At 71.2% G+C, this 26,276-nt stretch carries 29 protein-coding genes and 1 pseudogene; 20 read left to right on the top strand and 10 right to left on the bottom strand.

All coding sequences use genetic code 11. The annotated features are described in order from the left end of the window. The first annotated feature begins 9 nt into the window (after nucleotides 1–9). The 7 genes from pdhA (at nucleotide 10) to BMX97_RS14665 (ending at nucleotide 6,780) form a co-directional block, all read left to right on the top strand. Nucleotides 10–1,002 (top strand): pyruvate dehydrogenase (acetyl-transferring) E1 component subunit alpha, encoded by a 993-nt coding sequence (pdhA, locus tag BMX97_RS14695; protein ID WP_091751467.1) that lies wholly within the window; start codon nucleotides 10–12, stop codon nucleotides 1,000–1,002. Between the two features lie 103 nt (nucleotides 1,003–1,105). Next, nucleotides 1,106–2,557: a pyruvate dehydrogenase complex E1 component subunit beta gene (locus BMX97_RS14690; RefSeq protein ID WP_091751319.1), complete on the top strand. Its 1,452-nt coding sequence runs from the start codon at nucleotides 1,106–1,108 to the stop codon at nucleotides 2,555–2,557. A 5-nt stretch (nucleotides 2,558–2,562) separates the two neighbouring features. Continuing rightward, nucleotides 2,563–2,847 carry a DUF5076 domain-containing protein gene (locus tag BMX97_RS14685; RefSeq protein WP_060847633.1) on the top strand — a complete coding sequence of 95 codons (285 nt, stop codon included), beginning with the start codon at nucleotides 2,563–2,565 and terminating at the stop codon, nucleotides 2,845–2,847. Nucleotides 2,848–2,855: 8 nt separating this feature from the next. Beyond that, the gene (locus tag BMX97_RS14680) at nucleotides 2,856–3,449 is read left to right on the top strand and encodes a Uma2 family endonuclease (protein WP_091751316.1); all 594 of its coding nucleotides are present in this window, start codon (nucleotides 2,856–2,858) and stop codon (nucleotides 3,447–3,449) included. Nucleotides 3,450–3,453: 4 nt separating this feature from the next. Beyond that, a complete protein-coding gene (locus BMX97_RS14675; protein WP_091751314.1) occupies nucleotides 3,454–4,929 on the top strand; it encodes a pyruvate dehydrogenase complex dihydrolipoamide acetyltransferase in 1,476 nt (491 codons plus the stop codon). A 32-nt stretch (nucleotides 4,930–4,961) separates the two neighbouring features. Continuing rightward, nucleotides 4,962–6,398: a dihydrolipoyl dehydrogenase gene (gene lpdA / locus BMX97_RS14670; protein ID WP_091751311.1), complete on the top strand. Its 1,437-nt coding sequence runs from the start codon at nucleotides 4,962–4,964 to the stop codon at nucleotides 6,396–6,398. A 97-nt stretch (nucleotides 6,399–6,495) separates the two neighbouring features. Continuing rightward, nucleotides 6,496–6,780 (top strand): hypothetical protein, encoded by a 285-nt coding sequence (locus tag BMX97_RS14665; protein ID WP_244538434.1) that lies wholly within the window; start codon nucleotides 6,496–6,498, stop codon nucleotides 6,778–6,780. Nucleotides 6,781–6,885: 105 nt separating this feature from the next. On the opposite strand, the gene BMX97_RS14660 is transcribed toward BMX97_RS14665, so the two are convergent. Then, nucleotides 6,886–7,770 carry a LysR family transcriptional regulator gene (locus BMX97_RS14660; protein WP_091751308.1) on the bottom strand — a complete coding sequence of 295 codons (885 nt, stop codon included), beginning with the start codon at nucleotides 7,768–7,770 and terminating at the stop codon, nucleotides 6,886–6,888. 92 nt (nucleotides 7,771–7,862) lie between these two features. Here BMX97_RS14660 and BMX97_RS14655 point away from each other — a divergent pair, with 92 nt between their 5' ends. From BMX97_RS14655 to BMX97_RS14605, 10 genes and pseudogenes are all read left to right on the top strand, one after another. Further along, a complete protein-coding gene (locus BMX97_RS14655) occupies nucleotides 7,863–8,813 on the top strand; it encodes an NAD(P)H-binding protein (RefSeq protein ID WP_091751305.1) in 951 nt (316 codons plus the stop codon). Nucleotides 8,814–8,904: 91 nt separating this feature from the next. Beyond that, a complete protein-coding gene (locus BMX97_RS14650) occupies nucleotides 8,905–10,518 on the top strand; it encodes a sensor histidine kinase (protein WP_091751461.1) in 1,614 nt (537 codons plus the stop codon). A gap of 28 nt (nucleotides 10,519–10,546) precedes the next feature. Continuing rightward, a complete protein-coding gene (locus tag BMX97_RS14645) occupies nucleotides 10,547–11,251 on the top strand; it encodes a response regulator transcription factor (protein ID WP_060845960.1) in 705 nt (234 codons plus the stop codon). A 219-nt stretch (nucleotides 11,252–11,470) separates the two neighbouring features. Then, nucleotides 11,471–11,560 carry a pyrroloquinoline quinone precursor peptide PqqA gene (gene pqqA / locus BMX97_RS14640; protein WP_048426854.1) on the top strand — a complete coding sequence of 30 codons (90 nt, stop codon included), beginning with the start codon at nucleotides 11,471–11,473 and terminating at the stop codon, nucleotides 11,558–11,560. A gap of 96 nt (nucleotides 11,561–11,656) precedes the next feature. After that, a complete protein-coding gene (pqqA, locus tag BMX97_RS14635) occupies nucleotides 11,657–11,746 on the top strand; it encodes a pyrroloquinoline quinone precursor peptide PqqA (RefSeq protein ID WP_048426854.1) in 90 nt (29 codons plus the stop codon). A gap of 46 nt (nucleotides 11,747–11,792) precedes the next feature. Continuing rightward, on the top strand, nucleotides 11,793–12,692 hold the full coding sequence (gene pqqB / locus BMX97_RS14630; protein ID WP_091751303.1) for a pyrroloquinoline quinone biosynthesis protein PqqB: 900 nt from the start codon (nucleotides 11,793–11,795) through the stop codon (nucleotides 12,690–12,692). Between the two features lie 233 nt (nucleotides 12,693–12,925). Then, nucleotides 12,926–14,001: pseudogene (gene pqqC, locus BMX97_RS14625) on the top strand (pyrroloquinoline-quinone synthase PqqC). Nucleotides 14,002–14,032: 31 nt separating this feature from the next. Continuing rightward, on the top strand, nucleotides 14,033–15,175 hold the full coding sequence (pqqE, locus tag BMX97_RS14615) for a pyrroloquinoline quinone biosynthesis protein PqqE (protein ID WP_091751298.1): 1,143 nt from the start codon (nucleotides 14,033–14,035) through the stop codon (nucleotides 15,173–15,175). Further along, entirely contained in the window at nucleotides 15,172–15,912 is a 741-nt protein-coding gene (locus BMX97_RS14610) for a hypothetical protein (protein WP_091751295.1), read from the top strand. Before pqqE ends, BMX97_RS14610 begins: the two co-directional genes overlap by 4 nt. Then, nucleotides 15,902–16,261: a hypothetical protein gene (locus tag BMX97_RS14605; RefSeq protein WP_091751292.1), complete on the top strand. Its 360-nt coding sequence runs from the start codon at nucleotides 15,902–15,904 to the stop codon at nucleotides 16,259–16,261. Before BMX97_RS14610 ends, BMX97_RS14605 begins: the two co-directional genes overlap by 11 nt. A 16-nt stretch (nucleotides 16,262–16,277) precedes the next feature. Here the strand turns inward: BMX97_RS14605 and BMX97_RS14600 are convergent, their stop codons facing one another. Then, nucleotides 16,278–16,667 carry a VOC family protein gene (locus tag BMX97_RS14600; RefSeq protein WP_091751289.1) on the bottom strand — a complete coding sequence of 130 codons (390 nt, stop codon included), beginning with the start codon at nucleotides 16,665–16,667 and terminating at the stop codon, nucleotides 16,278–16,280. A gap of 31 nt (nucleotides 16,668–16,698) precedes the next feature. Beyond that, nucleotides 16,699–17,574, bottom strand: a complete 876-nt coding sequence (locus tag BMX97_RS14595) for a quinoprotein dehydrogenase-associated SoxYZ-like carrier (protein ID WP_091751287.1) — start codon at nucleotides 17,572–17,574, stop codon at nucleotides 16,699–16,701. A gap of 210 nt (nucleotides 17,575–17,784) precedes the next feature. Between BMX97_RS14595 and folP the strand changes: the two genes are divergently transcribed. From folP to folK, 3 genes are read left to right on the top strand one after another with little or no spacing between them, the layout of a single operon-like run. Then, entirely contained in the window at nucleotides 17,785–18,627 is an 843-nt protein-coding gene (gene folP, locus BMX97_RS14590) for a dihydropteroate synthase (RefSeq protein ID WP_091751284.1), read from the top strand. Nucleotides 18,628–18,631: 4 nt separating this feature from the next. Further along, the gene (gene folB / locus BMX97_RS14585) at nucleotides 18,632–19,009 is read left to right on the top strand and encodes a dihydroneopterin aldolase (RefSeq protein ID WP_060845952.1); all 378 of its coding nucleotides are present in this window, start codon (nucleotides 18,632–18,634) and stop codon (nucleotides 19,007–19,009) included. After that, on the top strand, nucleotides 19,002–19,502 hold the full coding sequence (folK, locus tag BMX97_RS14580) for a 2-amino-4-hydroxy-6-hydroxymethyldihydropteridine diphosphokinase (protein ID WP_091751278.1): 501 nt from the start codon (nucleotides 19,002–19,004) through the stop codon (nucleotides 19,500–19,502). The genes folB and folK overlap by 8 nt, the downstream gene beginning before the upstream one ends. Nucleotides 19,503–19,514: 12 nt before the next feature. On the opposite strand, the gene BMX97_RS14575 is transcribed toward folK, so the two are convergent. From BMX97_RS14575 to tsaA, 7 genes are all read right to left on the bottom strand, one after another. Further along, nucleotides 19,515–20,219, bottom strand: a complete 705-nt coding sequence (locus BMX97_RS14575; protein WP_091751455.1) for an SDR family oxidoreductase — start codon at nucleotides 20,217–20,219, stop codon at nucleotides 19,515–19,517. Nucleotides 20,220–20,273: 54 nt separating this feature from the next. Further along, entirely contained in the window at nucleotides 20,274–20,813 is a 540-nt protein-coding gene (locus tag BMX97_RS14570; protein ID WP_091751275.1) for a PQQ-dependent catabolism-associated CXXCW motif protein, read from the bottom strand. Beyond that, nucleotides 20,810–21,673, bottom strand: a complete 864-nt coding sequence (gene xoxJ, locus BMX97_RS14565) for a rare earth element methanol dehydrogenase accessory protein XoxJ (RefSeq protein WP_091751272.1) — start codon at nucleotides 21,671–21,673, stop codon at nucleotides 20,810–20,812. The genes BMX97_RS14570 and xoxJ overlap by 4 nt, the downstream gene beginning before the upstream one ends. Continuing rightward, nucleotides 21,673–22,296 carry a c-type cytochrome, methanol metabolism-related gene (locus tag BMX97_RS14560; RefSeq protein ID WP_091751269.1) on the bottom strand — a complete coding sequence of 208 codons (624 nt, stop codon included), beginning with the start codon at nucleotides 22,294–22,296 and terminating at the stop codon, nucleotides 21,673–21,675. Before BMX97_RS14560 ends, xoxJ begins: the two co-directional genes overlap by 1 nt. Before the next feature lie 159 nt (nucleotides 22,297–22,455). Then, entirely contained in the window at nucleotides 22,456–24,258 is a 1,803-nt protein-coding gene (gene xoxF5 / locus BMX97_RS14555) for a lanthanide-dependent methanol dehydrogenase XoxF5 (protein ID WP_091751452.1), read from the bottom strand. Between the two features lie 426 nt (nucleotides 24,259–24,684). Next, nucleotides 24,685–25,635, bottom strand: coding sequence for a quinoprotein relay system zinc metallohydrolase 2 (locus BMX97_RS14550; RefSeq protein ID WP_091751266.1), 951 nt, complete (start codon nucleotides 25,633–25,635; stop codon nucleotides 24,685–24,687). Further along, nucleotides 25,635–26,132: a tRNA (N6-threonylcarbamoyladenosine(37)-N6)-methyltransferase TrmO gene (gene tsaA / locus BMX97_RS14545; protein ID WP_091751263.1), complete on the bottom strand. Its 498-nt coding sequence runs from the start codon at nucleotides 26,130–26,132 to the stop codon at nucleotides 25,635–25,637. The genes BMX97_RS14550 and tsaA overlap by 1 nt, the downstream gene beginning before the upstream one ends. Nucleotides 26,133–26,276: the final 144 nt, after the last annotated feature.

The raw sequence follows: 26,276 nt of genomic DNA, 5'->3' as shown, positions 1-26,276 counted from the left end.
GCCCGCGAGATGGCGGCGCTGCCGCCGGCCTCGAACGTGCCGGCCTTCAGCCGGGACGAGGATCTTCACGCCTATCGCGAGATGCTGCTGATCCGCCGCTTCGAGGAGAAGGCCGGCCAGCTCTACGGCATGGGCCTGATCGGCGGCTTCTGCCACCTCTATATCGGCCAGGAGGCCGTGGTGATCGGGGTCCAGATGGCCTCGAAGGACGGCGACCAGGTCATCACCGGCTACCGCGACCACGGCCACATGCTGGCCTGCGGCATGGAGCCGAAGGGCGTGATGGCCGAGCTGACCGGCCGCAAGGGAGGCTACTCCCGCGGCAAGGGCGGCTCGATGCACATGTTCTCCCGCGAGAAGAACTTTTACGGCGGCCACGGCATCGTCGGGGCGCAGGTGTCCCTCGGCACCGGGCTCGGCTTTGCCAACAAGTACCGCGGCGACGGCGCGGTGAGCCTCACCTACATGGGCGACGGCGCGGCCAACCAGGGCCAGGTCTACGAGAGCTTCAACATGGCGCAGCTGTGGAAGCTGCCCGTGGTCTACGTGATCGAGAACAACCGCTACGCCATGGGCACCTCGGTCTCGCGGGCCTCGGCCCAGACCGACTTTTCCAAGCGCGGCGTCTCCTTCGGCATCCCGGGCGAACAGGTCGACGGGATGGACGTGCGCGCCGTGCGCGAGGCGGCGACCCGCGCCATCGCGCACGCCCGCGACGGCGAGGGCCCCTACATCCTCGAGATGCAGACCTACCGCTACCGCGGCCACTCGATGTCCGACCCGGCCAAGTACCGGACCAAGGACGAGGTCGCCCGGATGCGCGAGGAATCCGACCCGATCGAGCAGGTCCGCAAGCGCCTGCTCGGCGCCCACAAGGTGCCGGAGGACGAGATCAAGGCGGTCGACGCCAAGGTGCGGGCGATCGTCAACGAGTCGGCGGACTTCGCCACCAGCGATCCCGAGCCGGATCCCTCCGAGCTCTGGACCGATATCCTGCTCTAGCGCCCCTCCCCGCGCGCCCCGGCCGTCCGCCCCGCGGACGGCTCCCCTCGCCTTCGGCCGGCGCCCGACCCGGCGCCCCTCTCCCGGATCGACAGAGCACCCTATGGCGACCGACATCCTGATGCCTGCCCTTTCGCCGACGATGGAGCAGGGCAAGCTGGCGAAGTGGCTCAAGAAGGAAGGCGACCCGGTCAAGGCCGGCGACATCCTGGCCGAGATCGAGACCGACAAGGCGACCATGGAGGTCGAGGCGGTCGACGAGGGCGTGCTCGCCAAGATCCTCGTCGCCGACGGCACCGACAACGTCGCGGTCAACACCCCGATCGCGGTGCTGGCCGAGGAGGGCGAGGACCCGGCGGGCGTGGAGGCCGGCGGCGCGAAGCCCGACGGCAAGGCCGGGGGCGAGGCTCAGAAGGCCCCCGCCCCCGACATGCAGGCCGAGGGCCAGGCCGAGCGCCCCGCCCCGGCGGCCAAGACCGAGGACGACAAGCCGGTCGAGAAACCCGCCGCGCCGGCGGTGATCACCAACCGCGGCCAGGATCCGGCGATGGCCGAGATTCCCGAGGGCACCCAGATGGTGACCCAGACCGTCCGCGAGGCCCTGCGCGACGCGATGGCCGAGGAGATGCGCCGGGACGAGAACGTCTTCGTCATGGGCGAGGAGGTCGCCGAATACCAGGGCGCCTACAAGATCACGCAAGGCCTGCTGCAGGAATTCGGCGCGAAGCGCGTCGTCGACACCCCGATCACCGAGCACGGCTTTGCCGGCGTCGGCGTCGGCGCGGCGTTCACGGGCTTGAAGCCCATCGTCGAGTTCATGACCTTCAACTTCGCCATGCAGGCGATCGACCAGATCATCAACTCGGCGGCAAAGACCCTGTACATGTCGGGCGGCCAGCTCGGCTGCCCGATCGTGTTCCGCGGCCCCAACGGCGCGGCAGCCCGGGTCGGCGCCCAGCACAGCCACGACTACGCCGCCTGGTACTCCAACGTGCCGGGCCTGAAGGTGGTGATGCCCTACACCGCCTCCGACGCGAAGGGCTTGCTCAAGAGCGCCATCCGCGACCCGAACCCGGTGGTCTTCCTGGAGAACGAAATTCTCTACGGCCAGTCCTTCCCGGTGCCGCAGCTCGACGACTTCACGGTGCCGATCGGCAAGGCCAAGGTGCATCGCGAGGGGCGTGACGTGACGATCGTGTCGTTCGGCATCGGCATGACCTACGCGCTGAAGGCCGCGCACGAGCTCGCCGAGGCCGGCATCGAGGCCGAGGTGATCGACCTGCGCACCATCCGGCCGATGGATTCGGAGACGGTGGTCGCCTCGGTGAAGAAGACCGGCCGCTGCATCACCGTGGAGGAAGGCTTTCCGCAATCGGGCGTCGGCGCCGAGCTCGCCGCGCGCCTGATGGTCGACGCCTTCGACTACCTCGACGCTCCCGTGCTGCGCATCACCGGCAAGGACGTGCCGATGCCCTACGCGGCGAACCTCGAGAAGCTCGCGCTGCCGAACGTCGCCGAGGTGATCGAGGCGGCCAAGGCCGTCTGCTACCGGTGAGCGGCATGACCGACGACGAGCCCCGCTTCGAGGCCCTCGACATCCCGCCCGACGCCCTGGAGCAGGGCGGGATCGAGGTCCTGCGCGCCGCCGTGGTCGACGGGGCGGTGAGCATCGCGCTGCGTCGCTCCTTCGACGACCCGGCGACCTGGGGGCGCCTCTTCATCGACCTCGCCCGCCAGGCGGCCGTGGTCTATGCCCGCGAGACCGAGATGTCCGAGGAGGAGGCCTTCGCGCGCATCCGCGCCGGGATGGAGGCCGAGAGCCTCGATCCCGAGAGCTTCAACTGAGGCTCCCGATGGCCGAGGCCGCGCCGCGTTGGGCCACCTATGCCGATCTCGAGGCGGTGCCGGACCACCTCGTGGCCGAGATCGTCGACGGGGTGCTAGAGACCCACGCGCATACACTGCCGCGGCTCGGAGCCACCCTCGCGGCCTTGGCCGGCGAGCTGGGACTGCCCTTCTCCCGTGGGCGCGGCGGCCCCGGCGGCTGGATCTTCATGCCCCGGACCGAATTCCACTTCGGACGACAGGTCCTGGTCCCGGATTATGCGGGCTGGCGCCGCGGTCGCCTGTCCATCGATCCGGACGCCGCCTTCATCGAGACCTCGCCCGACTGGGTCTGCGAGATCCTGTCTCCCGCCACCGCCCGGCTCGATCGGGGGCGGAAGCGACGGATCTACGCCGAGGCCGGCGTGAACCATCTCTGGCTCCTCGATCCCTGGAACGGCGTGCTCGAAGGCTTCGCCCTCACCGGTGGCCGCTGGCTGCTGCTCGAGACCGTGGTGCGCGGCGGGACAGTGACCCTGCTGCCCTTCGACGCCGTCTCCTTTCCCCTCGACGACCTGTTTCCCTTCGACGATCCGGCCGCCCCTCCTCCCGCCGAGACCTGAATCCATGCCGATCAACGTCCTGATGCCCGCCCTCTCGCCGACGATGGAGAAGGGCAACCTCGCCAAGTGGCTCAAGAAGGAGGGCGACGCGATCAAGTCCGGCGACGTGCTCGCCGAGATCGAGACCGACAAGGCGACCATGGAGGTCGAGGCGGTCGACGAGGGCGTGCTCGCCAGGATCGTGGTGCCGGAGGGCACCGCCGACGTGCCGGTCAACGAGCTGATCGCGCTCATCGCCGAGGAGGGCGAGGATCCCGGCAGCGTGACGGCCGGCCGCGCCCAGCCGGAGAAGACGGCGGATGCGCCCGCCAAGCCGGATAAGCCCGACGCGGCGAAGACCCAGGCGCCCGCCGGCAACGAGACGCCCGGCGGCGGCACGATGTCGTACGAGCGGGTCGACACGGCCCCGGAAGGCGCGCGCCCGGCGGGCGGCACGACCGCGGATGGCGCTCCTGCCGGGCAGCCGGAGGGCGGCCGCCGGTTCGCCTCGCCGCTCGCCCGGCGCATCGCCAAGCAGGAAGGCGTTGACCTCGGCGCCGTGCAGGGCTCGGGCCCGCATGGCCGGATCATCGAGCGCGATGTGCGCGCCGCCCTCGAAGGCGGGGCCGCCAAGGCCCCCGCCACGCGGGCTCCGAAGGACGCGCCGGCCTCCGCGCCGAAGCCCGAGAATCGGGAGGCCCCGGCCGCCAAGGAGACCCCCGCGGCGAAGCCCGCTCCTGCGGCGGCCGCACCATCCGGCCTCACGGCCAAGCAGGTGATGGGGATGTTCGAGCCGGGCTCGTTCGAGGAGGTGCCCCTCGACGGCATGCGCAAGACCATCGCCAAGCGTCTGGTCGAGTCGAAGCAGACCGTCCCGCACTTCTACCTGTCCCTCGACGTCGAGCTCGACGCGCTGCTCTCCCTGCGCGAGCAGGTCAATGCCGGGGCGTCGAAGGACAAGGACGGCAAGCCGGCCTTCAAGCTCTCGGTCAACGACTTCGTCATCAAGGCGCTGGCGCTGGCGCTGCAGCGGGTGCCGGCGGCGAATGCCGTCTGGGCCGAGGACCGGATCCTGCGCTTCCGCCACTCCGACGTCGGCGTCGCGGTGGCGATCGACGGCGGGCTGTTCACGCCGGTGATCCGCAAGGCGGAGCAGAAGACGCTCTCGACCATCTCGGCCGAGATGAAGGACCTCGCCGCCCGCGCCCGCACCAAGAAGCTCAAGCCCGACGAGTACCAGGGCGGCACCACGGCGGTGTCGAACCTCGGCATGTTCGGCATCAAGTCGTTCGGCGCGGTCATCAACCCGCCCCACGGCACCATCCTGGCGGTCGGCGCCGGGGAGGCCCGGGTGGTGGCGAAGAACGGCGCTCCCGCGGTGGTCCAGGCGATGACGGTGACGCTCTCCTGCGACCACCGTGTGGTCGACGGGGCGCTCGGCGCCGAGTTGCTCGCCGCCTTCAAGGGGCTGATCGAGAGCCCGATGGGCATGCTGGTCTGAGCGCTGCCGCCCCGCCCTCCCCGGAGACCTGAATGTCCGACACCTACGACGTCCTCATCATCGGCGCCGGTCCCGGCGGCTACGTCGCGGCGATCCGGGCCGCCCAGCTCGGCTTCAAGACGGCGGTGGTCGACCGCGAGCACCTGGGCGGCATCTGCCTCAACTGGGGCTGCATCCCCACCAAGGCGCTGCTGCGCTCGGCCGAGATCTACCACTACATGCAGCACGCCAAGGATTACGGCCTGACGGCGGACAATGTCGGCTTCGACGTCTCCGCCATCGTCAAGCGCTCGCGCGGCGTGTCGGCTCGGCTCAACGGCGGCGTCGGCATGCTGCTCAAGAAGAACAAGGTCGACGTGATCTGGGGCGAGGCCGCGATCGAGGTCGCACCGAAGGGCAACGAGCCCGGCCGGGTCGTGGTCAAGGAGACCACGCGCGCCGAGGCGCCGAAGGGCGCCAAGGCGGCGGGCACCTACCAAGCCAAGCACATCGTCGTGGCGACCGGCGCCCGGCCACGGGCGATTCCGGGCATCGAGCCGGACAGACGCCAGATCTGGACCTATTACGAGGCGATGGTCCCGGAGCGGATGCCCAAGAGCCTCTTGGTGATGGGCTCGGGCGCGATCGGCATCGAGTTCGCCTCGTTCTACCGCACCATGGGCGCCGAGGTGACGGTGGTGGAATTGCTGCCGCAGATCCTGCCGGTGGAGGACCACGAGATCGCCGCGCATGCCCGCAAGCGCTTCGAGAAGCAGGGCATCAAGATCCTCACCGGCGCCAAGGTGACCAAGGTCGAGAAGGGCGATGCGGTCACCGCGACCATCGAGAGCGAGGGCGGCAAGACGCAAGCGATCACGGCCGAGATCCTGATCTCCGCGGTCGGCGTCGTCGGCAACATCGAGAGCCTCGGCCTCGAGAAGCTGGGAGTCACCATCGAGCGCGGCATCGTCGCCACCGACGGGCTCGGGCGCACGAATGTGCCGGGGATCTACGCCATCGGCGACGTCGCCGGCCCGCCGATGCTCGCCCACAAGGCCGAGCACGAGGGCGTCCTCTGCGTCGAGACCATCAAGGGCCTGCACACCCACCCGATGGACAAGGGCAAGATTCCGGGCTGCACCTACTGCCAGCCGCAGATCGCCTCCGTTGGTCTCACCGAGGCGAAGGCCAAGGAGCAGGGCTTCGACGTGCGGGTCGGCCGGTTCCCTTTCGCGGGCAACGGCAAGGCGATCGCGCTCGGCGAGCCCGACGGCTTGGTCAAGACGATCTTCGACCGCAAGACCGGCCAGCTGCTCGGCGCCCACATGGTCGGGGCCGAGGTGACCGAGCTGATCCAGGGCTACGTCGTGGCGATGAATCTGGAGACCACCGAGGAAGAGCTGATGCACACGGTGTTCCCGCATCCGACTCTCTCGGAGATGATGCACGAGAGCGTGCTCGACGCCTATGGGCGGGTGATCCACGCGTGATCGCCGTCCGGGCCCTTCCGACAACGCAATCCAGCTGTGCCGCGAACCGAAAGGCCGGGCTCGGTGTTGACGCCTCGGAAAGAGCCGGAGACCTCGAATGCCGATGCCGTGGATCCGCGCCGCCAACGTGGCGGCAGCGGTTGGGGCCGTTGCGATCCTGATGCCCGCCCTGGCGAATGCCCAGGGCACCGAGCGGCAGCGCCTGGCCTGCATGACGGACGCCATGACGCTGTGCTCGCGGGACGTGCCCGACACGCGGCGCATCGAGCGCTGCCTGCGCCGCAACTACGACCGCATCAGCGCGCCCTGCCAGAGCGAGCTCGACGCCGCCGGTGGGGCCGCCAACCCTGGCGGCGGCGCGGGAGCGCCCTACGCCCGCTGAGGACCGCCCGGCTCCAACCCCCCGGCCCATCGAGGCCCTTCGACGGGGGCCTCTCCGGGCGACGTCGATGGAATCGTCCTGGAGGGCCGCCCGAGCCCCCTCGTCTCACCCCGCGCAATACGCCGCCATCCCGTCGGCCAGGGCGTCGAAGGCGACCCGGCAACGGCGCAGGGAGCGCAGGTCCTCGTGCATCGCCACGAAGGTCGGCAAGTCCCAGACGATCTCCGGGAGGACCCGGACCAGGTCCGGGTCGCGGGTGGCCAGCGCGGTGTGGCAGGCGCCGAGGCCGAACCCGGCCCGGAGCGCGGCGAGCTGCGCCAGCGTGCTGTCGCTGCGCCAGGCGAAGCGCGCCGCCGCGAGGGCGGGGGTGTCCCGCATCATCGCTCGCAGGAACGGCGTCTCGGCGTCGAAGCCGATTACGCTGTGGTGGGCGAGGTCCGCCGGCCGCTCCGGGAGGCCGCGGGCCGCAAGGTAGCGGCGATGGCCGTAGAGGCCGAGGCGGACGGTGCCGACCCGGCGCGCCACCAGGGCGGCCTGCGTCGGCGGCGCCATCCGCACCGCGATATCGGCGTCGCGGCGCAGGAGGTCCTGCATCCGGTCGGACAGGATCACGTCGACCGACAGGCCGGGATGGCGGTCATGCAGCGCGGCGAGGATCGGCGGCAGCACCTCGGCCCCGACCACCTCGGAGGCGGTGATCCGGACCCGGCCCGACACGCCCTCGGCGTCCGAGGCCACCGCGCGGTGCAGCGCGTCCGCGGTCGCCTTCAGGGAGCGGGCATAGGGCGCCAGGATCAGCGCCGCCTCGGTCGGCGCCAGACCCGTGGGCGAGCGAGTGAACAGTGCGACGCCGAGCGCCTGCTCCAGGGCCGCGACCTGCCGGCCCAGCGTCGGCTGCGTCAGGCCGAGCGCCCGCGCCGCGCCGGAGAGCGAGCCCTCCTCCAGCACGGCGAGCGCGGCGCGGTAATGGTCCCAGCTCGGCTCGCTCATGCGATTTCGTATAGCCGATCATCGCGCTTCGGCAATTTTCGAAGGGCCGGTGTTTTGGCACATCTCGGCGCATCGACGGGAAGGGATGCGCGATGACGACGAGGACGGCACTGGTCCTGGGGGCGACCGGCGGGGTGGGCGGCGCGGTGGCGCGGCGGCTCGCCGCCGGCGGATGGCGGGTGCGGGCCCTGCACCGCGATCCCGCCCGGGTGGCGATGGAAGCGGACGGGCTCGACTGGGTGCGGGGCGACGCGATGGTGCCGGCCGACGTGACGGCGGCGGCGGCGGGCGCGTCCCTGATCGTCCACGCGGTCAACCCGCCCGGCTACCGCGACTGGGACCGGCTGGTCCTGCCGATGCTCGACGCCGGAATCGCGGCGGCGAAGGCCGCGGATGCCCGGCTGCTCCTGCCGGGCAACGTCTACGTCTACGGCCGCGACGCCGGCCCGAACCCGGGCGACGACGCCCCCCAGACGCCGCGGACAGTGAAGGGCCGCATCCGCATCGCGATGGAGCGCCGTCTGCGGGAGGCCGACATCCGCAGCCTGGTCGTACGGGCCGGCGACTTCTTCGGGCCGAACACCACCGCCAATTCCTGGTTCTCCTCCGCCCTCGTCAGTCCGGGCAAGCCGGTGCGGCGCGTGCTCGATCCCGGCACGCCGGGCGTCGGCCACCAATGGGCCTACCTGCCCGACGTCGCCGAGACGATGGTGCGGCTCGCCGAGCGGGAGGCGGACCTGCCCCGGGCTGCCGCCTTCGGCATGGACGGCCACTGGGACCCGGACGGACGGCAGATGGTCGCCGCCATCGTCCGGGCGGCCGGCGGCAGGGTTCCGGTGCGGCGCTTCCCCTGGTTCCTGCTGCCGCTCGCCGCGCCGTTCTGGCCGCTCGCCCGGGAGATCGGCGAGATGCGCTACCTCTGGCGCGAGCCCCTGCGGATGGACAATGCCGGGCTCGTGGCGTTCCTAGGCGCCGAACCGCACACGCCCCTCGACCGGGCGGTGCGGGAGACCTTGGTGGGATTGAGGTGCCTGCCCGGTTGAGGCACCAGCTCACGCGAGGTCCGCCGCTCGCCCCCCTCCCCGGTCCCGTGCAGGATGGATGCGGCAGACGACGCGGGAGGACGGCGCCGGAATGGGATCGCTCAGGCTACGGTTCGGACTGCTCGTCGGCAGCGCGGCGGCCCTCGTGGTGCTGGCGGCGATCGGCCTCTACGCGGCGCTCCACACCGCCGAGCGCACGCTCGACGCGACGCTCGACGCGCAAGTGCGCCTGGAGCTGATCGCCGAATTGTCCGGCCGCCTGACCGAGTTCGGCCTCGCGGCGATCGAGGCGGTCGGCGACAATCCGGGCCGGCCCGAGCGGCTCGCCAACGCCCGCAACGAGGTCGACCGGGCCTTGATCGCGGTCGACGACGGCCTCAGCCGCGCGGTCGCCGGCTCCGGCGGCGTCCTCGACCGCACCCAGTACACCGCGCGCGCACGGCCGCTCGCCCGCCTGCGGGCGGCCCGCGCCACCCTCGACCGCCAGGTGGCGCAGATCCAGCGCGAGCCGGAACCAGCCCGCCGCGCCGACGCGATCCGCGGCGCACTCAACGCCTTCGGGGCGATGACCGGGCAGCCCCTCACCTTCCTGGTCGAGGCCGAGCGCCGGGCCGTCGAGGCCTCCTCCGCCGAGGTCCGCACCCTGGCCGGCCGGATGCGCGGCGTCGCCCTCGCGGCGGCCGGGCTGATTGTGATCCTGCTGCTGCTGCTGCACCAGAGCCTGACCCGGCCGATCCTGCGCCGCCTCGAGGCGATCCGGGCCGGCGCCGCCGCCATCGGCCGGGGCGAGCTCGACACCCGCCTGCCGGTGGCGAGCCGCGACGAGCTCGGCCTCCTGGTCGCCAGCTTCAACCGGATGGCGGCGCGGCTGAAGCGGCGCGAGGCCCGAGTCGCCGCCGACCGAGCCGCGCTGGAGGAAATCGTCGCCCGCGCCACCGCCGACCTGCGCGGCGCCAACGCCCGGCTGGAGGAGATCGACCGCTCGCGCCGGCGCTTCTTCGCCGATGTCAGCCACGAGCTGCGCACGCCGCTCACCGTGATCCTCGGCGAATGCGACCTCGCCGCCCGCTCCCCCGACACGCCCGACGCCTTCCGGCCGGTCATCGCCACCATCCGCAACCGGGCGCTGCGCCTGCACCGCCGGGTCGGTGACATGCTGCGGGTGGCCCGCTCGGAATCCGGCCAGATCGAGCTGGAGCGCCGCCCGGTCGGCCTCGCGACGATCCTTGCCGAGGCGGTGGAGAGCTGCGCCCCGGAGGCGAGGCGTCGCCGCATCGACCTCGCCCTGGCGCCGAGCCCGGCCGACGTCGAGGTCGTGGCCGATGCCGAGTGGCTGCGCCAGATCGTCGAGGGGCTGATCGACAACGCCCTGCGGCACGCCGCCGGTGCGACCCGGGTGCGGGTCGGGTTCTCCGCCCGCGGCGAGGCCGACGGCGCCGTCGTCACGGTGACGGATGACGGCCCCGGCTTCCCGCCGGCGGCCGAGGCCCTGTTCGAGCGCTTCCGGCGCGGCGAGGCGCGGGGCGCCGTCTCGGCCGGATTCGGGATCGGGCTCGCACTGGCGCGCTGGGTCGTTGAGCGCCATGATGGCGCGATCCGCCTGGAAACCATCCGCCCGCAGGCGGGGGGACCGGACGACCGGGCGACCGGGGCCCGCGTGGTCCTGGAGCTGCCCGGCGAGACCATGAGAGAGGACGCGGCATGAGCCGGCGAGAGGGCATCCGGGGGCAATCATGAACAGCGTTCTGATCGTCGAGGACGACGGCGACATCCGCGCCATGCTGGCCCGGGGCCTGAGCGCGGAGGGGTTCGCGGTCGACCTCGCGGGCGGTGTCGACGAGGCGCTCTCGGCGGCCCGCGAGCGGGTGCCCGAGGCGGTGCTCCTCGACAACATGCTGCCGGACGGCACCGGCCAGGACGTCTGCCGCTCCCTGCGCGAGGGCGGCTATCCCGGCGCGATCCTTTTTCTCAGCGCCAAGGACGAGGTCGGCGACCGGGTCGAGGGCCTGTCGGTCGGGGCCGACGACTACATCGTCAAGCCGTTCGTGTTCGACGAGCTGCTCGCGCGCCTGCGCGTCCACCTGCAGCGGCGGCGCGCGGCCGGCGAGGCCCGCACCCTGATGACCGCCGGGCGGCTCTCCCTCGACCTTGCCACGCGCCAGGTGCGGTTCGGCGAGACCACCGCCCGCCTGACCCAGCGCGAGGCCGAGCTGCTGGCGATCCTGATGGAGCAGGCGAGCCGCCCGGTGACCCGGGGCGACATCTTCGACCGGCTCTGGGCCAGCCAGGGCGGCCTCTCCCTCAACGTGGTCGACGTCTATGTCGGCTACCTGCGCACCAAGCTCGCCGACATCGCCCGCGCGGGCGGCCCGAGCCTCGTCACCGTGCGCGGCCGCGGCTTCATGCTCGACCTGCACGAGGCCGGGTTTCGCCAGTGACAAAATTGTTTTGGGCGCAATCGATGCGGGCTAAGGTCATGCCCGTCCTGCACAATAAGACCGGTCTGAGAAGCCCGGGCCCACCGCGTCCCCGGATTTCGGCAAAATAGCGCTTGCGCTCCGGGCCTGGATTGCCGATATATCCTGCGTGACAGAAAACCACTGTCATCTCAACATCTTAGGAAACTCTTAGAGGTTTCCGCCGATAGGAGAAGCGCCATGAAGTGGTCGATGCCCGTCGTCGCCGAGGTCTGTGTCGGCATGGAAGTCACCAGCTACGAGTCCGCCGAGATCGACCCCTTCAACTAAGGGCTCGCCTGAAGCGCCTCCGGCGATCCCCGCCGGATGGCGCCCAGCCTCGATATCGTCGTCCCGAACTCTCACGCACTGTCCAGGAGAAGCATCATGAAGTGGTCGATGCCCGTCGTCGCCGAGGTCTGCGTCGGCATGGAAGTCACCAGCTACGAGTCCGCCGAGATCGATCCCTTCAACTGAGGCAAGTCCTCCAGTTTGAGATCAAGCCACCGCACCGGGACGGACCATGCAGGCCATCGTTCTGGGTTCCGGTGCGGGCGGGGGCGTGCCGCAGTGGAACTGTCGCTGCCCGATCTGCGCGATGGCGCGGTCGGGAGACCGCCGCGTCCTGCCGCGCACCCAGTCGAGCCTGGCCGTCTCCGCCGACGGCGATGAGTGGCTCCTGGTGAACGCCTCGCCGGACATCCGCCAGCAGCTCTTCGACACGCCGGCCCTGCACCCGCGCGAGGGCCTGCGGCACTCGCCGATCCGGGCCGTGCTGCTGACCAACGGCGACGTCGACCACGTCGCGGGCCTTCTCACCCTGCGCGAGGGCCAGCCCTTCCGCCTCCACGCCACGCGCGGCATCCTCGATTCGATCGCGGCCAACCGCGTGTTCGACGTGATGGCCCAGGGCGTGGTGGAGCGCACCGAGATCGCGCTGAACGAGACGTTCTCGCCGGTGCCGGGCCTCTCCGTCACGCTCTTCCCGGTTCCCGGCAAGGTACCGCTCTGGCTCGAGGACGGCACGCCGGAGATCGGCGCCGAGACCGAGAGCACGGTCGGCGCGATGATCGAGGCCGGGTCCAGGCGCCTCGCCTACGTGCCGGGCTGCGCCCGCGTCACCGACGGCCTCAAGGATCGGCTCTCGGGCGTGGACGCGCTCCTGTTCGACGGGACCGTGCTGGCCGACGACGACATGATCCGGGCCGGGGTCGGCACCAAGACCGGCTGGCGCATGGGCCACGTGCCGATGACCGGCGAGGGCGGCTCGGTGGCGGCGCTCGCCGAGGTGCCGATCGGCCAGAAGGTCTTCGTCCACATCAACAACACCAATCCGGTGCTGGTCGAGGACTCGCCCGAGCGTCGCCGCATCGAGGCCGCCGGCTGGGTCGTGGCGCATGACGGGCTGGCGCTGAGCCTGTGAGGGGGCGGCTCGTGGCCGCCCTTCCCCAAGGTGCGCATCCGTTCGACGAGGACGGCGTAGGATCCTCTCGGCCTCGCCGGGATACGAGGGGACGCCCCGGGCACTTTGGTCGCTCTTGACCCGTCGTTGAGGCGGATCAATGTCCTCCCCACGGGATCACGGACAACGAAGAAACCGGATACGCCAGGACGCCCGACGCCATGCCCGCTTCCCTCGCCACCACCGCCCTCTCGATGCCCCTTCCCCCGGCCGAGGCCTCGGACCGCCTGCTCTCGCCGGCCGAGCTCGAGGCGGCGCTCCGCGATATCGGTGCGCGGCGCTACCACAACCTGCACCCGTTCCACCGGCTGCTGCACGACGGCAAGCTCGAGAAGGACCAAGTCCGGGCCTGGGCGCTCAACCGCTACTATTACCAGGCGATGATCCCGGTGAAGGACGCCACCCTGCTGGCGCGCCTGCCGGATGCCGCGCTCCGCCGGGTCTGGCGCCAGCGCATCGTCGATCACGACGGCGACCACGATGGCGACGGCGGCATCGAGCGCTGGCTGAAGCTCGCCGAGGGCGTCGGCTTCGAGCGCGACTACGTGCTCTCGACGCGGGGCATCCTATCGGCCACCCGCTTCTCGGTCGAGGCCTACGTCCACTTCGTCGCCGAGCGCTCGCTGCTCGAGGCCATCGCCTCCTCGCTCACCGAGATGTTCTCGCCGACCATCATCTCCGAGCGCGTCGCCGGGATGCTGAAGAACTACGACTTCATCACCCGCGAGACCCTGGCGTATTTCGACAAGCGCCTGACGCAGGCGCCGCGGGACGCCGACTTCGCCCTCGACTACGTCGTGCGCCACGCCGTGACGCCGGAGCAGCAGCGCCAGGCCCTCGACGCCCTGCGCTTCAAGTGCAGCGTGCTGTGGACCCAGCTCGACGCGCTCTACTTCGCCTACGTGGCGCCCGGGATGATCCCGCCGGATGCCTGGCGCCCGGGCGAGGGCCTGCGGGCGGATGCGATCGGGAGCGTTGCCGCGTGAGCCTGACCCCCGACAGCGTGCCGCGCCTGCCCCGCGGGGTGCGGCTGCGCCACGACACGGTGCGCGACGCCCACGTCCTTCTGGCGCCCGAGCGCACCTTCGACCTCGATCCGAACGCCGTGGCGGTGCTCAGCCTCGTCGACGGCGCCCGCAGCATCCGCGCCATCGCGGAGGCGCTGGCGCAGCAATACGAGGCCGAGCGCAGCGTCATCGAGCCCGACGTGATCGCGATGCTGGACGGCCTCCTCGTGAAGCGCGTGCTCGAGACCGTGCCGGCCGCCTGACGCCGCGGGTGCAGAGCCTGGGAGAGCTACCATGAACGCCGTCGCGCCCCCGCCCCTGCCGGCTCCGATCGGGCTCCTGGCCGAGCTGACGCACCGCTGCCCGCTGCGCTGCCCGTACTGCTCGAACCCGCTGGAGCTCGACCGGCGCTCGGCCGAGCTCGACACCGCGACCTGGCAGCGGGTGCTGAGGGAGGCGGCGGCGCTCGGCGTGCTCCACATCCACCTCTCGGGCGGCGAGCCGACGGCGCGCCAGGACATCGTCGAGATCACCCGCACCTGTGCCGAGCTCGGCCTCTACTCGAACCTGATCACCTCCGGGGTGGCGGGTGCGCTGGGGAAGCTCGACGCCCTGTCGGAGGCCGGGCTCGACCACGTCCAGCTCTCGGTCCAGGCGGCGGAAGCCGGCAATGCCGAGCGGATCGGCGGGCTGAAGGACGCGCAGCCGCAAAAGTTCGCCTTCGCCGAGCGGGTGACGGCGCTCGGCCTGCCGCTGACCCTGAACGCCGTGATCCATCGCGGCAACATCGCCGAGGTGCCGGCGCTGATCGACCTCGCCATGCGCCTTGGCGCCAAGCGGCTCGAGGTGGCCCACACGCAGTATTACGGCTGGGCCTACGTCAACCGCGCCGCCCTGATGCCGGCGAAGGCCGATGTCGACCGCTCGATCCGCACCGTCGAGGAGGCGCGCGAGCGGCTGAAAGGCCAGCTCGTCATCGATCTCGTGGTGCCGGACTACTACGCCAAGTACCCGAAGGCCTGCGCCGGCGGCTGGGGCCGGCGGCTGATGAACGTCACGCCCACCGGCAAGGTGCTGCCCTGCCACGCCGCCGAGACGATCCCCGGCCTCGAATTCTGGCACGTCCAGGACCGCCCGCTCGGCGAGATCTGGGCGGATTCGCCCGCCTTCCGGGCCTATCGCGGCACCGATTGGATGCAGGAGCCCTGCCGCTCCTGCGACCGGCGCGAGAAGGACTGGGGCGGCTGCCGCTGCCAGGCCCTGGCGCTCGCCGGCGACGCCAAGGCCACCGACCCGGCCTGTTCGCTCTCGCCGCTGCACGGCAAGGTCCAGGCCCTGGCGGTGGCGGAATCGGCGCTGGAGACGGCGCCGGACTATCAGTATCGCACCATCGGCGGCGCGCCCCGCGTCGCCACCCCCGAGGGAGCGCCCGTGTGAAGAGACGTCTCGTCCTGGTTGCCGCCCTGGCCGCCGGCCTCGCGGGCGCCGCGTCCGCGCAGGACGCCGCGCCCGGCGCGAAGGCCGTGACCCAACACGATGCCGCTCCGGCGAACGCGGCGCGAAAGGACGGGGCGCCCGATCCCGCCACCCTGCTGTTCGAGACCAACCAGATCGGCAACGCCCCGGTCGGGCAGGCGCTGAGCTACCGCTACACCCGCTTCAGCGGCATCGAGGGCGCGCCGTTCGGGCCGCCGATCGAGGACAGGATCCGCGAGGAGGTGAGCGCGGGCGAGAAGCCGGACACCCGCAACCTGCGAGTCGAGATGTTCTCCGGCGAGCGCCGGATGCCGACCGCGACCTACCAGGATTTTCCCGGCAACCCGGTGCTGGTGCGCTTCCTCGAGCATCACCTCGAGGACCTCGCCAAGGTGCTCAAGGGCAACCCGCGCTACATCAAGAACGGCATCCGGCGCGCTTTGCGCGAGAATGCCAGCGTGACCGCGACCGAGGTCGAGGTGGATGGCGCGAAGAAGCCGGGCTGGCAGATCGTCGTCCGGCCCTTCGTCGACGACCCGGTGCGCGACCGCCTGCGCGGCTTCGACGGCCTGACCTATACCTTCGTACTCTCCCCCGCGGTGCCCGGCCAGATCGTCTCGATCGACGCGCGGGCCACCAACCCGGAGGGCGGAATCCTGCTCCAGGAAACGCTGACCCATGAACCGAATGCTGGCTAAGGCGGTCTTCCTCGGCGGTTTCGCCGTCGCGGCGGGGCTCACCCCCGCGCGTGCCGACGACAACGACTACCCGACCGAGGCCCGGGCCGATTACGTCTTCGGCTGCATGGCGGCGAACGGCCAGACCCGGGAGGCGCTGACGAAGTGCGCCTGCTCGATCGACGCCATCGCGGCCATCCTGCCCTACGACAAGTACGTCCAGGCCTCGACCATCCTGGGCATGCGCCAGGGCATCGGCCAGCGCGCCAACGAGTTCCGCTCGACCAAGATGTTCGACGACCAGGTGGCGGAGCTGCGCCGGGCCCAGGCCGAGGCCGAGATCCGCTGCTACCGGCAGACGGGGCGGTGAGCGGCGCCGCCGGGGCTCAGGCGCCCATGGCGCTGCACAGTTCCACCAGCACCCCGTCGCCGTCCCGCACGTAGGCGACGGTCTGTCCCCAGGGCTTCGTCACCGGCGCGGCGACCGGCAGGGCGCCGGCCGCCACCGCCCGGGCGAAGGCCGCCGCGACGTCCTCGGCGACGAGGCCGACCTCGAAGCCCGCCGGTGCCTCGCTCCGGCGGTTGAGGCGGAAGCCCGGGCAGGCCTCGCCGACGAACCCCTCCTCCGCGAAGGCCAGGGCCGTCCCGCCGGTCTCGAGCTCGGCATACTGCCCGCTGTCGTGGACGAAGCGCGGCGCGAGCCCGAAGGCCCGCCCGTAGAACGCGACGCTCGCCGCCACGTCCGGCACGTACAGGATCACGTAGCCCAGCTTCATCCCGACCCGCTCCCCGACACAGGATGCGTCGTCAGGTCCCGTTGGCCGCCGGGAAGCTCTGGGTGAAGACCCGCCCCTCGGTGTCCTTGGCGGTGACCGTCACCGGCTCGGTGTTGCCCGCGAAGGAGAACCGGAAGGTCGGGTCCTCGCTGATCGAGATGCCGCCCGTCATGGTGAAGACCGGCTTGTCGCCCTGGCGCACGGTCATGTTCTCGACGAACCAGGCCGGGGTGTAGGTCCGGGTCAGCTGGTCCATCTGCAGGCCGGAATAGTTCGGGTGGCGGACCTGCACCTGGGCCTCGCCGCGCTCGGCGAAGCTGCGGAACCGCATCTCGCCGAGATGGGCGGTGGAGGCCACCGGATCCTTGAGGGCGGGGGCCGAGCAGCCGCCCGACGCCTTGACGAAGACGCGGGTCATCAGGAGCGCGCCGTCCTCGGTCTCGGCGATGGCGCGGACGTAGGAGTAGGAGTTCACCCGGATCCGGGTCGAGAGATTGAAGCGGCGCTGGCCCTCGGCGAACCGGAAGGTGCCGACCACCGGCGAGGGGTTGTCGTCCACCACCAGGGTCAGGGCCTTCACGCGCCGCGGGTCGCCCTCGGGCACCGCGATCCGTAGGGTGATCGGCACGATGGCGGCGTCCTCGGCGCGCTTGGGCGCCTCCAGGGTGACGAGACCGCTGCCGTCGCCGAGCGGCTTGTCGCCGGTCACGCTCGTGCGCAATTCCTGCCAGGTGGTCTCGGGCCGGTCGTCCTGCAGCGGCGAGGGCCGTGGCGGCGCCGGCGGGGGGCTCGTCTGCGCGGCCACGGCGCTCGTCGGCGTCACGCCCGATTCCGCCCGCGCCGGCCCGGCGAGGGCCGCGGCGACGACCAGGGCCGGCACCAGCCTCGCTGTCTTGCTGTTCCTCATGGCGTTCCCTCCGGCGGCGGGGCCCTGGCGGGCTTCTCTCGCGCGTGAACCAATGCTCCGACCAATGTAGCGGGCCGCCCGCGCCGGCGCCAGATAAGGGCCTGGCGGCGCACCGTTTCCGGCCGATCCTAACCGAAGGGTGATCGCCCCGGCGCCGTTGCGCCCGCGCCCGGGCCGGCCTATCCCGGGCCGGTCTCCCGCCCGAGGACAATGCCGTTGACCGCACTCGCCGCCCTGCTGCCGGATCTCGGCCGCCGCACCCTGGTGATGGGCATCCTGAACGTCACGCCCGATTCGTTTTCCGACGGCGGCCGTTTCCAGGATCTCGACGCCGCGCGGGAGCAGGCCGCCCGGCTGGCGGCGGAAGGCGCCGCACTCCTCGACATCGGCGGCGAGTCGACGAGGCCCGGCCACGTCCCGGTCCCGGCCGACGAGGAGCAGGCCCGGGTGCTTCCGGCGATCCGGGCCCTCGCCCCCACCCTCCCCGTCCCGATCTCGATCGACACCTACAAGGCCTCGACCGCCGACGTGGCGCTGAAGGCCGGCGCCCGCATCGTCAACGACGTCTGGGGCCTGCAGCGCGACCCCGAGATCGCCCGCGTGGCGGCCCATCACGGCGCTCCGGTGGTGGTGATGCACAACCGCGAGACCATCGACCCGAGCCTCGACATCATGGACGAGATGCGGGCCTTCTTCGAGCGCTCGCTGACCATCGCCCGGCAGGCCGGCATTCCCGACCGAGATATCGTGCTCGATCCGGGCGTCGGCTTCGGCAAGAGCTGGGAGCAGCATCTCGAAGCCCTGCGGCGCCTGCCCGAATTGCGGGCGCTCGGCTTCCCGCTCCTCGTCGGCGTGTCGCGCAAGTCGGTGCTCGGGCGCATCCACAACGCCGCCACCGCGCCCGCCGACCGCCTGTTCGGCTCGATCGCCGCCCACGTAGCGGCCGCCGCGCTCGGGGCCGACATCGTCCGGGTCCACGACGTGCGCCCGCATGTCGAGGCCTGCCAGGTCGTCGACGCGATCACGCGTCCCGCCTCCCGCGCAGGAGCCTGAGATCGTGCCTGAATCCCGGGACCGCATCCTGATCCACCGCCTCGCGGTCTTCGCCCGCCACGGCGTGCTGCCGGAGGAGGAAACCCTCGGCCAGCGCTTCTACCTCTCCCTGGAGGCCCGGCTCGATCTCGGCGAGGCCGGCCGCAGCGACGAGATCGGCGCCACGGTGAGCTACGCCGACCTCGCGGGCCTCGCCCACCGCATCGCCACCGAGCGCCGGTTCCGGCTGATCGAGGCCCTGGCCGAGACGATCTGCGCGGAGGCGCTGGCGGCCTTCCCCCAGCTCGACGCGCTGACGGTGCGGATCGACAAGCCGAGCGCCCCGGTGCCCCTCGTCCTCGACGGGGTCGCGGTCGAGATCACGAGGACCCGGCATGCGTGAGGCGAATTCGGCCAGGGCCTATCTGGGGCTCGGCAGCAACCTCGGCGACAAGGCCGCGATGCTCGATGCCGCGGTGGCGGCGCTCGCCGCGACGCCCGGCATCGCCGTCACGGCGCGCTCGCGCAACTACCGCACCCCGCCCTGGGGCGACACCGACCAGGACTGGTTCCTCAACGGCGCGCTCGGGATCGAGACCACGCTCCCGCCCCACGCCCTGCTGGAGGCCTGCCTGTCGATCGAGGCACGGCTCGGCCGGGTGCGCGAGCGCCGCTGGGGCCCGCGGGCGATCGACATCGACGTGCTGCACTATGCCGGCGCGACCGTCTCCGACGAGCGCCTGGTGCTGCCCCACCGCTTCCTGCGCGAGCGCGCCTTCGTGCTGGTGCCGCTCGCCGAGATCGCCCCGGACCTCGTTACCGGCGGCGAGACCGTTTCCGAGGCGCTGGCCCGGCTCGACCGCAGCGGGATCGAGCCGGTCGCGGGCGCGGCGTAGCATCCTTTTGGCTCACACCGACCGGGTGATGCCGCCATCCACCCGCAGGTTCTGCCCGGTGATGTAGCCCGCGCCCGGCGAGGCCAGGAACGCCACGACGGCGGCGATCTCGTCGGCGCTGCCGTAGCGGCCGAGCGGGATGCGCTCGCGGATGCCCGGCTTCTCCGGCAGGCTGTCGACGAAGCCCGGCAGGACGTTGTTCATGCGGATGTTGTCGGCGGCGTAGCGGTCGGCGAACAGCTTGGTGAAGGCGGCGAGCCCCGAGCGGAAGACGCCGGAGGTCGGGAACGCCTGCTCCGGCTCGAAGGCCGCGAAGGTCGAGATGTTGACGATCGCGCCGCCGCCCTGGCGCTGCATGATCGGCGTGACGAGGCGGGTCGGCCGCACCACGTTGAGGAAGTAGACCTCCATGCCCCGGGCCCAGTCCTCGTCGGTGAGATCGAGGAGCGGGCCCTTGGGCCCGTGGCCGGCGCTGTTGACGAGGACGTCGACCCGCCCCCACCGCTCCATCGTGCGCGCGACGAGGCGGCCGAGATCCTCCGGCGAGCGGTTCGAGCCCGTGACCCCGACCCCGCCGAGTTCCTCGGCCAGGGCCTCGCCCTTGCCCGACGAGGACAGGATCGCGATCCGGAACCCGTCGGCGGCGAGCTTGCGGGCCGCCGCGGCCCCCATGCCGCTGCCCCCGGCGGTGACGATGGCGACGCGCTCGACGGTCATGATGGTCTCCCGGACGTGGATCGGGCGTTCCATGACACAACCGACGGGTTCGCGTCAGGGCCCCGCCGGCTCGGCCCGGGCGAGAGGCAGGCCGGCCTCGCCCCAGCCGTCGGTCCCGTCCGGGTACCAGTGGACGTGGCGGTAGCCGAGGGCGAGCGCCCGCTTGGCGGCGTTCCACGACATCCAGCAATTCCGTTGGCAGAACAGCACCACGGGCTTGTCCGGATCGCCGCCGGTGGCGGCCGACAGGCCGTGCCGGAAGTAGTCCTCGGTCTGCGGCGCCAGCTCGCCGAAGCCGGTATTGGGCAGCCACTGGGCGCGGGGGATGCTGTCGTGCGGCGCGTCGCGCCAGATCGTGCCGGGGGGCAGCGTGGTCGGCCGCGGCGGGCGCGGCAGCACGTCGACGAAGGCGGCGCCCGCCCGCCAGAGCCGCTCGGCCTCGGCGGTGCTCACCGTCTCGGCGCCGGTCAGCGCCGCCGGCGTCGGGCTGCGGAAATCCTCGAGGCGGTAGCCGTCGGGCTGCGGCGGTGCGGCGCGGGCGGCGGGTGCTGCGAGCAGGAGCGCCGCGAGACCCGCCGCGAGGGCACGCCTCACGGCTTGGCGTCCGCCGGCAGCAGCTTGTTCTCCTCCTCGTCGAGGAGCGGCACGCCGTAGTCGTGCAGCACGGCCTCGATCTCGGCGCGGCGCTTGCGGAGCGCGGTGTTGAGGATCCGCTTCCACTCGTTCTCGCCGTGGCGCACCCCCATGGCGATACGGTAGGCGAGCGGCGGCCGGTCGGGCTCGCGCAGCAGCGGCACCACCTCGAGGCCGCCGGCATGCTTGTCGGTTTCCTTGCCGGCCTCCTTGGCGAGCCAGCCGGCGGCGGGCCCCCACAGCACCGCGGCGTCCAGCTTGCCCGAGGCCACGTCGGCGACGATCTCGGCCGAGACGGTCTGGTGCTTGCGCGAGGGGTCGAACTGGTAGGGGGGATAGGGCTTCATCGTCGGCACCAGGCCGACCGCGCCCATGCGCTCGACCGGGGGCGTACCGACGATCACGCCGATCGGCTTGCCCTTCAGGCGCTCGTCGTCGAGCCCGGTCAGGCCCGGGAAGGTGCCGGGCCGCGACACCAGCACGTAGGTCGAGCGGTAATAGGGGTTGGTGCTCTGGACGAGCTCGGTGCCGAAGGCCGAGCCGACGATGACGTCGCACAGGCCTGCCCCGAGGGTGTTGCGCACGAAGCCCGGGCCCTGGGTGAGCCAGTAGTACCGGAGCTTCACCTTCAACTCGTCGGCGAGGATCGCCGCGATGCGGTTCTCGAACCCGTCGCCCTGGCGCTCGGAGAACGGCATGTTGCCGGGATCGGCACAGACCCGCAGGGCGTCCGTGGTGACGAGGTCCGGCAGGGATTGCGCCCGCGCCGGACCCGCGAGGGCCAGCGCGAGGCCGGCCGCCAGGAGAAGGGCCCGCGTCATCAGCCGCCGAGGCACTCCTTCTCCTGCTTGCGCGCCGCGTCCGGCTTGTCTTCCTTCTCGTTCGGACGAATCCGGCCCATCGCCCCGGCGGCACGGGCCTTCAGGTAGACGTAGAGGTCGTCCATGTAGCAGGTGACGTTCTTGTTGTCGCCGAAGGCCGGCATGACCTTCTGGGTCGACGAGTTCACGTCCTGCTTGCCGCCGACGACGATGCCGACGAACTCCTCGTAGGAGAGGTACTTCAGCGAATCCTTGAGCGCCGGGGCGTAGGTCGAGCCCATGCCGTCCGGGCCGTGGCAGACGTGGCACTCGGCGTGGTAGCGGCGGTAGCCGGAATAGCTGTACCAGTCGACCTTCTTGCCGTTGTCGGTGACGTGGAAGGTCGGGCTGCCGGAGGCGTCGGTGTACTTGCCGTCCTCCACCTTCACGGCGGCGTCCTTGGCGAGCAGCTTCTCGTCGGGCTCGGCGGTCTTGTCGTTGGGGTTGAGCTGGTTGGCCAGCGCCGGATCCGGCTTCGCATCGGCTTTCTTGGCATCCTCAGCATGTACGGCAGCCGTGCTGACGGCTGCTAGGGCGAGGCCGGCCGCGAGCGGCCGCAGGACAACTCTGCTGAGATGACGCAAAGGACGCTTCTCCCTGATATCATTGAACCGCCGCCGCGCAGTTCGGCGTTTCGCGATTCTGATGATAATCTAATCATAAGGAGGCCGGCGCGGATACCCGCGCCGGCCCGGACTTAGGTCTGATGGGCGGGCGCGCCGCGCGCCCGCCCGTGCCGGGGATCAGTTCGGCAGGTTGAAGACCGTCAGCTGGCCGCCGAGGTTGGTGTAGCTCGACAGGGCGGCGTAGCCGCCGACCGCGCCGAGGCCGGCATTCGGGTCGGTCAGGCCGGCCGCGAGGCCGATGCCGGCCCAGCCGCCGACGCCCGACAGGACGGCGATGTTCTGCTTGCCCTTGTGCTGGAAGGTCATCACGTTGCCGATGATGCCCGACGGGGTCTTGAACTTGTACAGTTCCTTGCCGGTCTTGGAGTCGACCGCCTTCAGGTAGCCCTCGAGCGTGCCGTAGAACACCACGTCACCCGCGGTGGCGAGCGCACCCGACCACACCGAGAACTGCTCGGGGTTCGACCACTTGATCTTGCCGGCCGTGCCGTCCCAGGCGATGAAGTTGCCCATGCCGCCGTGGCTGTTGGGCGCCGGGTACATCGACAGGGTCGCACCGACATAGGGCTGGCCCGGAGTGTAGCTCACCCGGAACGGCTCGTAGTCCATGCAGACGTGGTTGGTCGGCACGTAGAACAGGTTGGTCTTGGGCGAGTAGGCCGCCGGCTGCTGGTCCTTGGAGCCGAGCGCCGCCGGGCAGATGCCCTTCGAGTTGGTGTCCTCGCCGTTCTGGTCGGTCGAGTACTTGGCGACGACGAGCGGACGGCCGTAGGTCTTCGAGGACTTGTCCTGGTCGACCTTGCTGGCCCAGTTCACCGCCGGATCGTACTTCTCGGCGACGAGCAGCTCGCCGGTGGCGCGATCGAGGGTGTAGCCGAAGCCGTTGCGATCGAAGTGGGTCAGGAGCGGCCGCTCCTTGTCGCCGATCTTCTGATCCGTGAGGATCATCTCGTTGATGCCGTCGTAATCCCACTCGTCGTGGGGGGTCATCTGGTAGACCCACTTCGCCACGCCGGTATCGGCGTCACGGGCGAAGATCGTCATCGACCACTTGTTGTCGCCCGGGCGCTGCTTCGGGTTCCAGGTCGAGGGGTTGCCGGTGCCGTAATAGACCAGGTTCAGCTTCGGGTCATAGGAGTACCAGCCCCAGGTCGAGGCGCCGCCGGTCTTCCACTGGTCGCCTTCCCAGGTCTTGATCGACGAGTCCTTGCCGACCGGCTTGCCGAGCTCGGTGGTCTTCTCCGGGTCGATCTTCATCTCGGCGTCCGGGCCGACGTTGTAGGCGCGCCAGGCCTGCTTGCCGGTCTTCAGGTCGTAGGCGGTGATGTGGCCGCGGATGCCGTACTCGGCGCCCGCGATGCCGACGATCAGCTTGTCCTTCACCGGCAGCACGGTGGCGGTGTTGGTCTCGCCGATCTTCGGGTCGCCGTTCTGGACCGACCAGTTCACCTTGCCGGACTTGGCGTCGAGCGACACGATGGTGGTGTCGGCCTGGTGCAGGAAGATCGCGCCGTCGGCATAGGCGAGGCCACGGTTGACCGTGTCGCAGCACATCACCGGGATCACGTTCGGATCCTGCTTCGGCTCGTACTTCCACAGGATCTTGCCATCCTGGTTGAGGTCGAGCGCGTAGACGATGTTCGGGAACGGCGTGTGGACGTACATCACGTCGCCGACGACCAGCGGCGAGCCCTCGTGGCCGCGCAGCACGCCGGTCGAGAAGGTCCAGGCCACCTGCAGCTTGTTGACGTTGCCGGCGTTGATCTGGTCGAGCTTCGAGTAGCGCGTATTGGCGTAGTCGACGGTCTGGAGGACCTGCTCGGCCGGGTTGGCCGTGCGCTTCAGGACGTCTTCGTTCGCCAGCGCCGGGACGGCGCCGAGGATACCCGCGCTCACCGCAAGGAGATGGACCGCTCTCATGGATTCCTCCGACAGGTGCATTGATCCCGACATCCGCAACGGGACGAATCGGGCCGGTTCCTGTTGTTTGCGTTTGGGGATGTCGTTGGCCTCGTCAGCGTGTCACAACCGGCCGCCAGAGATCCTGGCACGAGGGGACCGGTGAGATCCCTGCCGTGTTTGCGAACCGAGCGCCCCCTCCCCTGGCGGCGCCGTTGAAGCCGAAGCTGAAGGAACTCTAAGAGAAATCGGGGCGCCGTCAACACGCCAACCGGCTCTCGGCCTGCGACACCCGAGCGCGAATTTCATAACTAAGGTATATGAGACCTTCCATGCTGCAGGGCAGCATAGGTATTGTGCCGCGCAGCATGAACGTTGAGCCGGCTTTGCCGTTCGCACATCAACGGAAGTGCCGCGGTTGGACGCATCCGGATATTTAACTGCTCCTTACTCCCACTCGAGCTCTTGGTAGGCCGTCGTGGCGTTGCGGGCGTTGAAGTCGTCGAAGAGGGACCAGTTCTGGGCTTCCGCGCGTGCGGCCTTCCCCGCCTGGTCGATGGGCGCGCCGTCGCGCACCATCGCCCGCACTTGGCTCTCGAGCACTGCGAGGTAGCGGTCGATCGGACCGGCGGCGGCGGGCCAGGCGACCGAGGCGGGGCCGTGGCCGGGCACCACCCGGGCGGCGGGCTCGGCCCGCAGGCGGCGCAGGACCCCGATCCATCCCGACAGGCGCCCGTCAAGGGCCGGGACGTGGCCGACGAACAGGAGGTCGCCGAGGAACCAGGTGTCCGTCTCCCGGTCGCGCACCGTCAGGTCGCTGTTGGTGTGGGCGGTCGGCCAGGCCTCGAGGTGCAGCGCCCGGCCGCCGAGGTCGAGGTCGAGGCTCGTCGAGACGAGAAGCGTCGGCGGCACGATCCGAGTTCCGGCGAAGTCCGGGCCGACGAGGTCGGCATTGGCCTTCAGGTAGTCCTGCGCCCGGGCGGCCAGGGCGTCGGGCAGGGCGGCGTGGCCGACGAAGGTCGTGCCCTCCCCCGCGAAGGCGGCGTTGCCCAGCACGTGGTCGGGATGGACGTGGGTGTTGACGACGTAGCGCACCGGCAGCGCGGTGCGCTGGCGCAGGGCGGCGAGCAGGCGCTGCCCCGCCCGCAGGCTGCCGCCGGTATCGATCACCGCCACCGCGTCGCGCCCGATCACGAAGCCGACATTGGCGATGGCGCCGTCGTTGCGCCGCCCCGCGAGGGCGTAGGGCGCTTCGTAGACGAAGATGCCCGGGGCGACCTCCTGCATCGGCAGGGCCGTCACGGCCGCCGGAGCGTCTGCGGCCGGGGGCGGGTCTTGCGCCGAGGCGGCCGGCGCGCCGAGGAGCGCGGCGAGGAGCGCGACGGCGGCGGCCCGCATCACGCGTCCCCCGCCTGCGCGTCGCCGGCCTGGGGCGGTGCCAGCGGCACGAACAGGCCGCGGTCGGGCTTGATGTCGAGGAGCGGCGTCCCGTCGAGGCAGTCGAGGCCGCGCACGTGCAGCACGCCGTCCTCGATCCCGACCAGCGCGACGATGCTGGTGCCGATCGGGTTCGGCCGCACCGGCGAGCGCAGCGAGAAGGTGCCCCGGGTCGTGCCGTCGTTGGCCGGGCTCTGGCGCACGAGGTCGCGCCGCGAGCGGTCGAGCCAGTACAGCACCTCCAGGCGCTCGTAGAGCGCCACGCCGTCGAGGGCGTCGCGCCAGGGCGCAAACACCTCGATCCGGCAGGTCGGCCCGTCGAGGCGGCCCTGGCGCGGGCAGCCGAGGCGGTCGGTCCAGGGCGTACGGATCCGGCCGACGAAGACGAGACCGGCATCGGTCGCGCGGGGCGCCTCGACGGCGACCTCCCCGGCCCGGATCTCGTTCAGGCGCACCATCGGCGGACTCCCCGGATGCCCTCCCTGTTGCCCCCCCGCAAGCAGGTCGGGCGCTGACGGAGGTGTTCAGACTGCGCCGGCCCGACCTGCCGCCAGCCCGACCGCGGGGGCAGTCGCCGGGCTCGGCGCCGGAAGCCTAGTCAG

The organism is Methylobacterium sp. ap11 (assembly GCF_900110515.1).
GTDB classification, from domain to species: Bacteria; Pseudomonadota; Alphaproteobacteria; order Rhizobiales; family Beijerinckiaceae; genus Methylobacterium; species Methylobacterium ajmalii.
Note: the sequence above shows the minus strand (reverse complement) of the source record. Positions and strands in the feature narration are given on the sequence as shown.

Bases quoted from the DNA above. Each gene is read 5' to 3' on its own strand.
- tsaA (WP_091751263.1), bottom strand. From the start codon at position 26,132: ATGGTGCGCCTGAACGAGATCCGGGCCGGGGAGGTCGCCGTCGAGGCG.
- BMX97_RS14550 (WP_091751266.1), bottom strand. From the start codon at position 25,635: ATGCGGGCCGCCGCCGTCGCGCTCCTCGCCGCGCTCCTCGGCGCGCCG.
- xoxJ (WP_091751272.1), bottom strand. From the start codon at position 21,673: ATGACGCGGGCCCTTCTCCTGGCGGCCGGCCTCGCGCTGGCCCTCGCG.
- pqqA (WP_048426854.1), top strand. From the start codon at position 11,657: ATGAAGTGGTCGATGCCCGTCGTCGCCGAGGTCTGCGTCGGCATGGAA.
- BMX97_RS14650 (WP_091751461.1), top strand. From the start codon at position 8,905: ATGGGATCGCTCAGGCTACGGTTCGGACTGCTCGTCGGCAGCGCGGCG.
- BMX97_RS14665 (WP_244538434.1), top strand. From the start codon at position 6,496: ATGCCGATGCCGTGGATCCGCGCCGCCAACGTGGCGGCAGCGGTTGGG.
- BMX97_RS14600 (WP_091751289.1), bottom strand. From the start codon at position 16,667: ATGAAGCTGGGCTACGTGATCCTGTACGTGCCGGACGTGGCGGCGAGC.
- pqqE (WP_091751298.1), top strand. From the start codon at position 14,033: ATGAACGCCGTCGCGCCCCCGCCCCTGCCGGCTCCGATCGGGCTCCTG.
- BMX97_RS14675 (WP_091751314.1), top strand. From the start codon at position 3,454: ATGCCGATCAACGTCCTGATGCCCGCCCTCTCGCCGACGATGGAGAAG.
- folP (WP_091751284.1), top strand. From the start codon at position 17,785: ATGCCGTTGACCGCACTCGCCGCCCTGCTGCCGGATCTCGGCCGCCGC.
- BMX97_RS14595 (WP_091751287.1), bottom strand. From the start codon at position 17,574: ATGAGGAACAGCAAGACAGCGAGGCTGGTGCCGGCCCTGGTCGTCGCC.
- BMX97_RS14690 (WP_091751319.1), top strand. From the start codon at position 1,106: ATGGCGACCGACATCCTGATGCCTGCCCTTTCGCCGACGATGGAGCAG.
- pqqA (WP_048426854.1), top strand. From the start codon at position 11,471: ATGAAGTGGTCGATGCCCGTCGTCGCCGAGGTCTGTGTCGGCATGGAA.
- BMX97_RS14680 (WP_091751316.1), top strand. From the start codon at position 2,856: ATGGCCGAGGCCGCGCCGCGTTGGGCCACCTATGCCGATCTCGAGGCG.
- BMX97_RS14575 (WP_091751455.1), bottom strand. From the start codon at position 20,219: ATGACCGTCGAGCGCGTCGCCATCGTCACCGCCGGGGGCAGCGGCATG.
- lpdA (WP_091751311.1), top strand. From the start codon at position 4,962: ATGTCCGACACCTACGACGTCCTCATCATCGGCGCCGGTCCCGGCGGC.
- BMX97_RS14645 (WP_060845960.1), top strand. From the start codon at position 10,547: ATGAACAGCGTTCTGATCGTCGAGGACGACGGCGACATCCGCGCCATG.
- xoxF5 (WP_091751452.1), bottom strand. From the start codon at position 24,258: ATGAGAGCGGTCCATCTCCTTGCGGTGAGCGCGGGTATCCTCGGCGCC.
- BMX97_RS14605 (WP_091751292.1), top strand. From the start codon at position 15,902: ATGCTGGCTAAGGCGGTCTTCCTCGGCGGTTTCGCCGTCGCGGCGGGG.
- BMX97_RS14660 (WP_091751308.1), bottom strand. From the start codon at position 7,770: ATGAGCGAGCCGAGCTGGGACCATTACCGCGCCGCGCTCGCCGTGCTG.
- BMX97_RS14685 (WP_060847633.1), top strand. From the start codon at position 2,563: ATGACCGACGACGAGCCCCGCTTCGAGGCCCTCGACATCCCGCCCGAC.
- folK (WP_091751278.1), top strand. From the start codon at position 19,002: ATGCGTGAGGCGAATTCGGCCAGGGCCTATCTGGGGCTCGGCAGCAAC.
- pdhA (WP_091751467.1), top strand. From the start codon at position 10: ATGGCGGCGCTGCCGCCGGCCTCGAACGTGCCGGCCTTCAGCCGGGAC.
- pqqB (WP_091751303.1), top strand. From the start codon at position 11,793: ATGCAGGCCATCGTTCTGGGTTCCGGTGCGGGCGGGGGCGTGCCGCAG.
- BMX97_RS14655 (WP_091751305.1), top strand. From the start codon at position 7,863: ATGACGACGAGGACGGCACTGGTCCTGGGGGCGACCGGCGGGGTGGGC.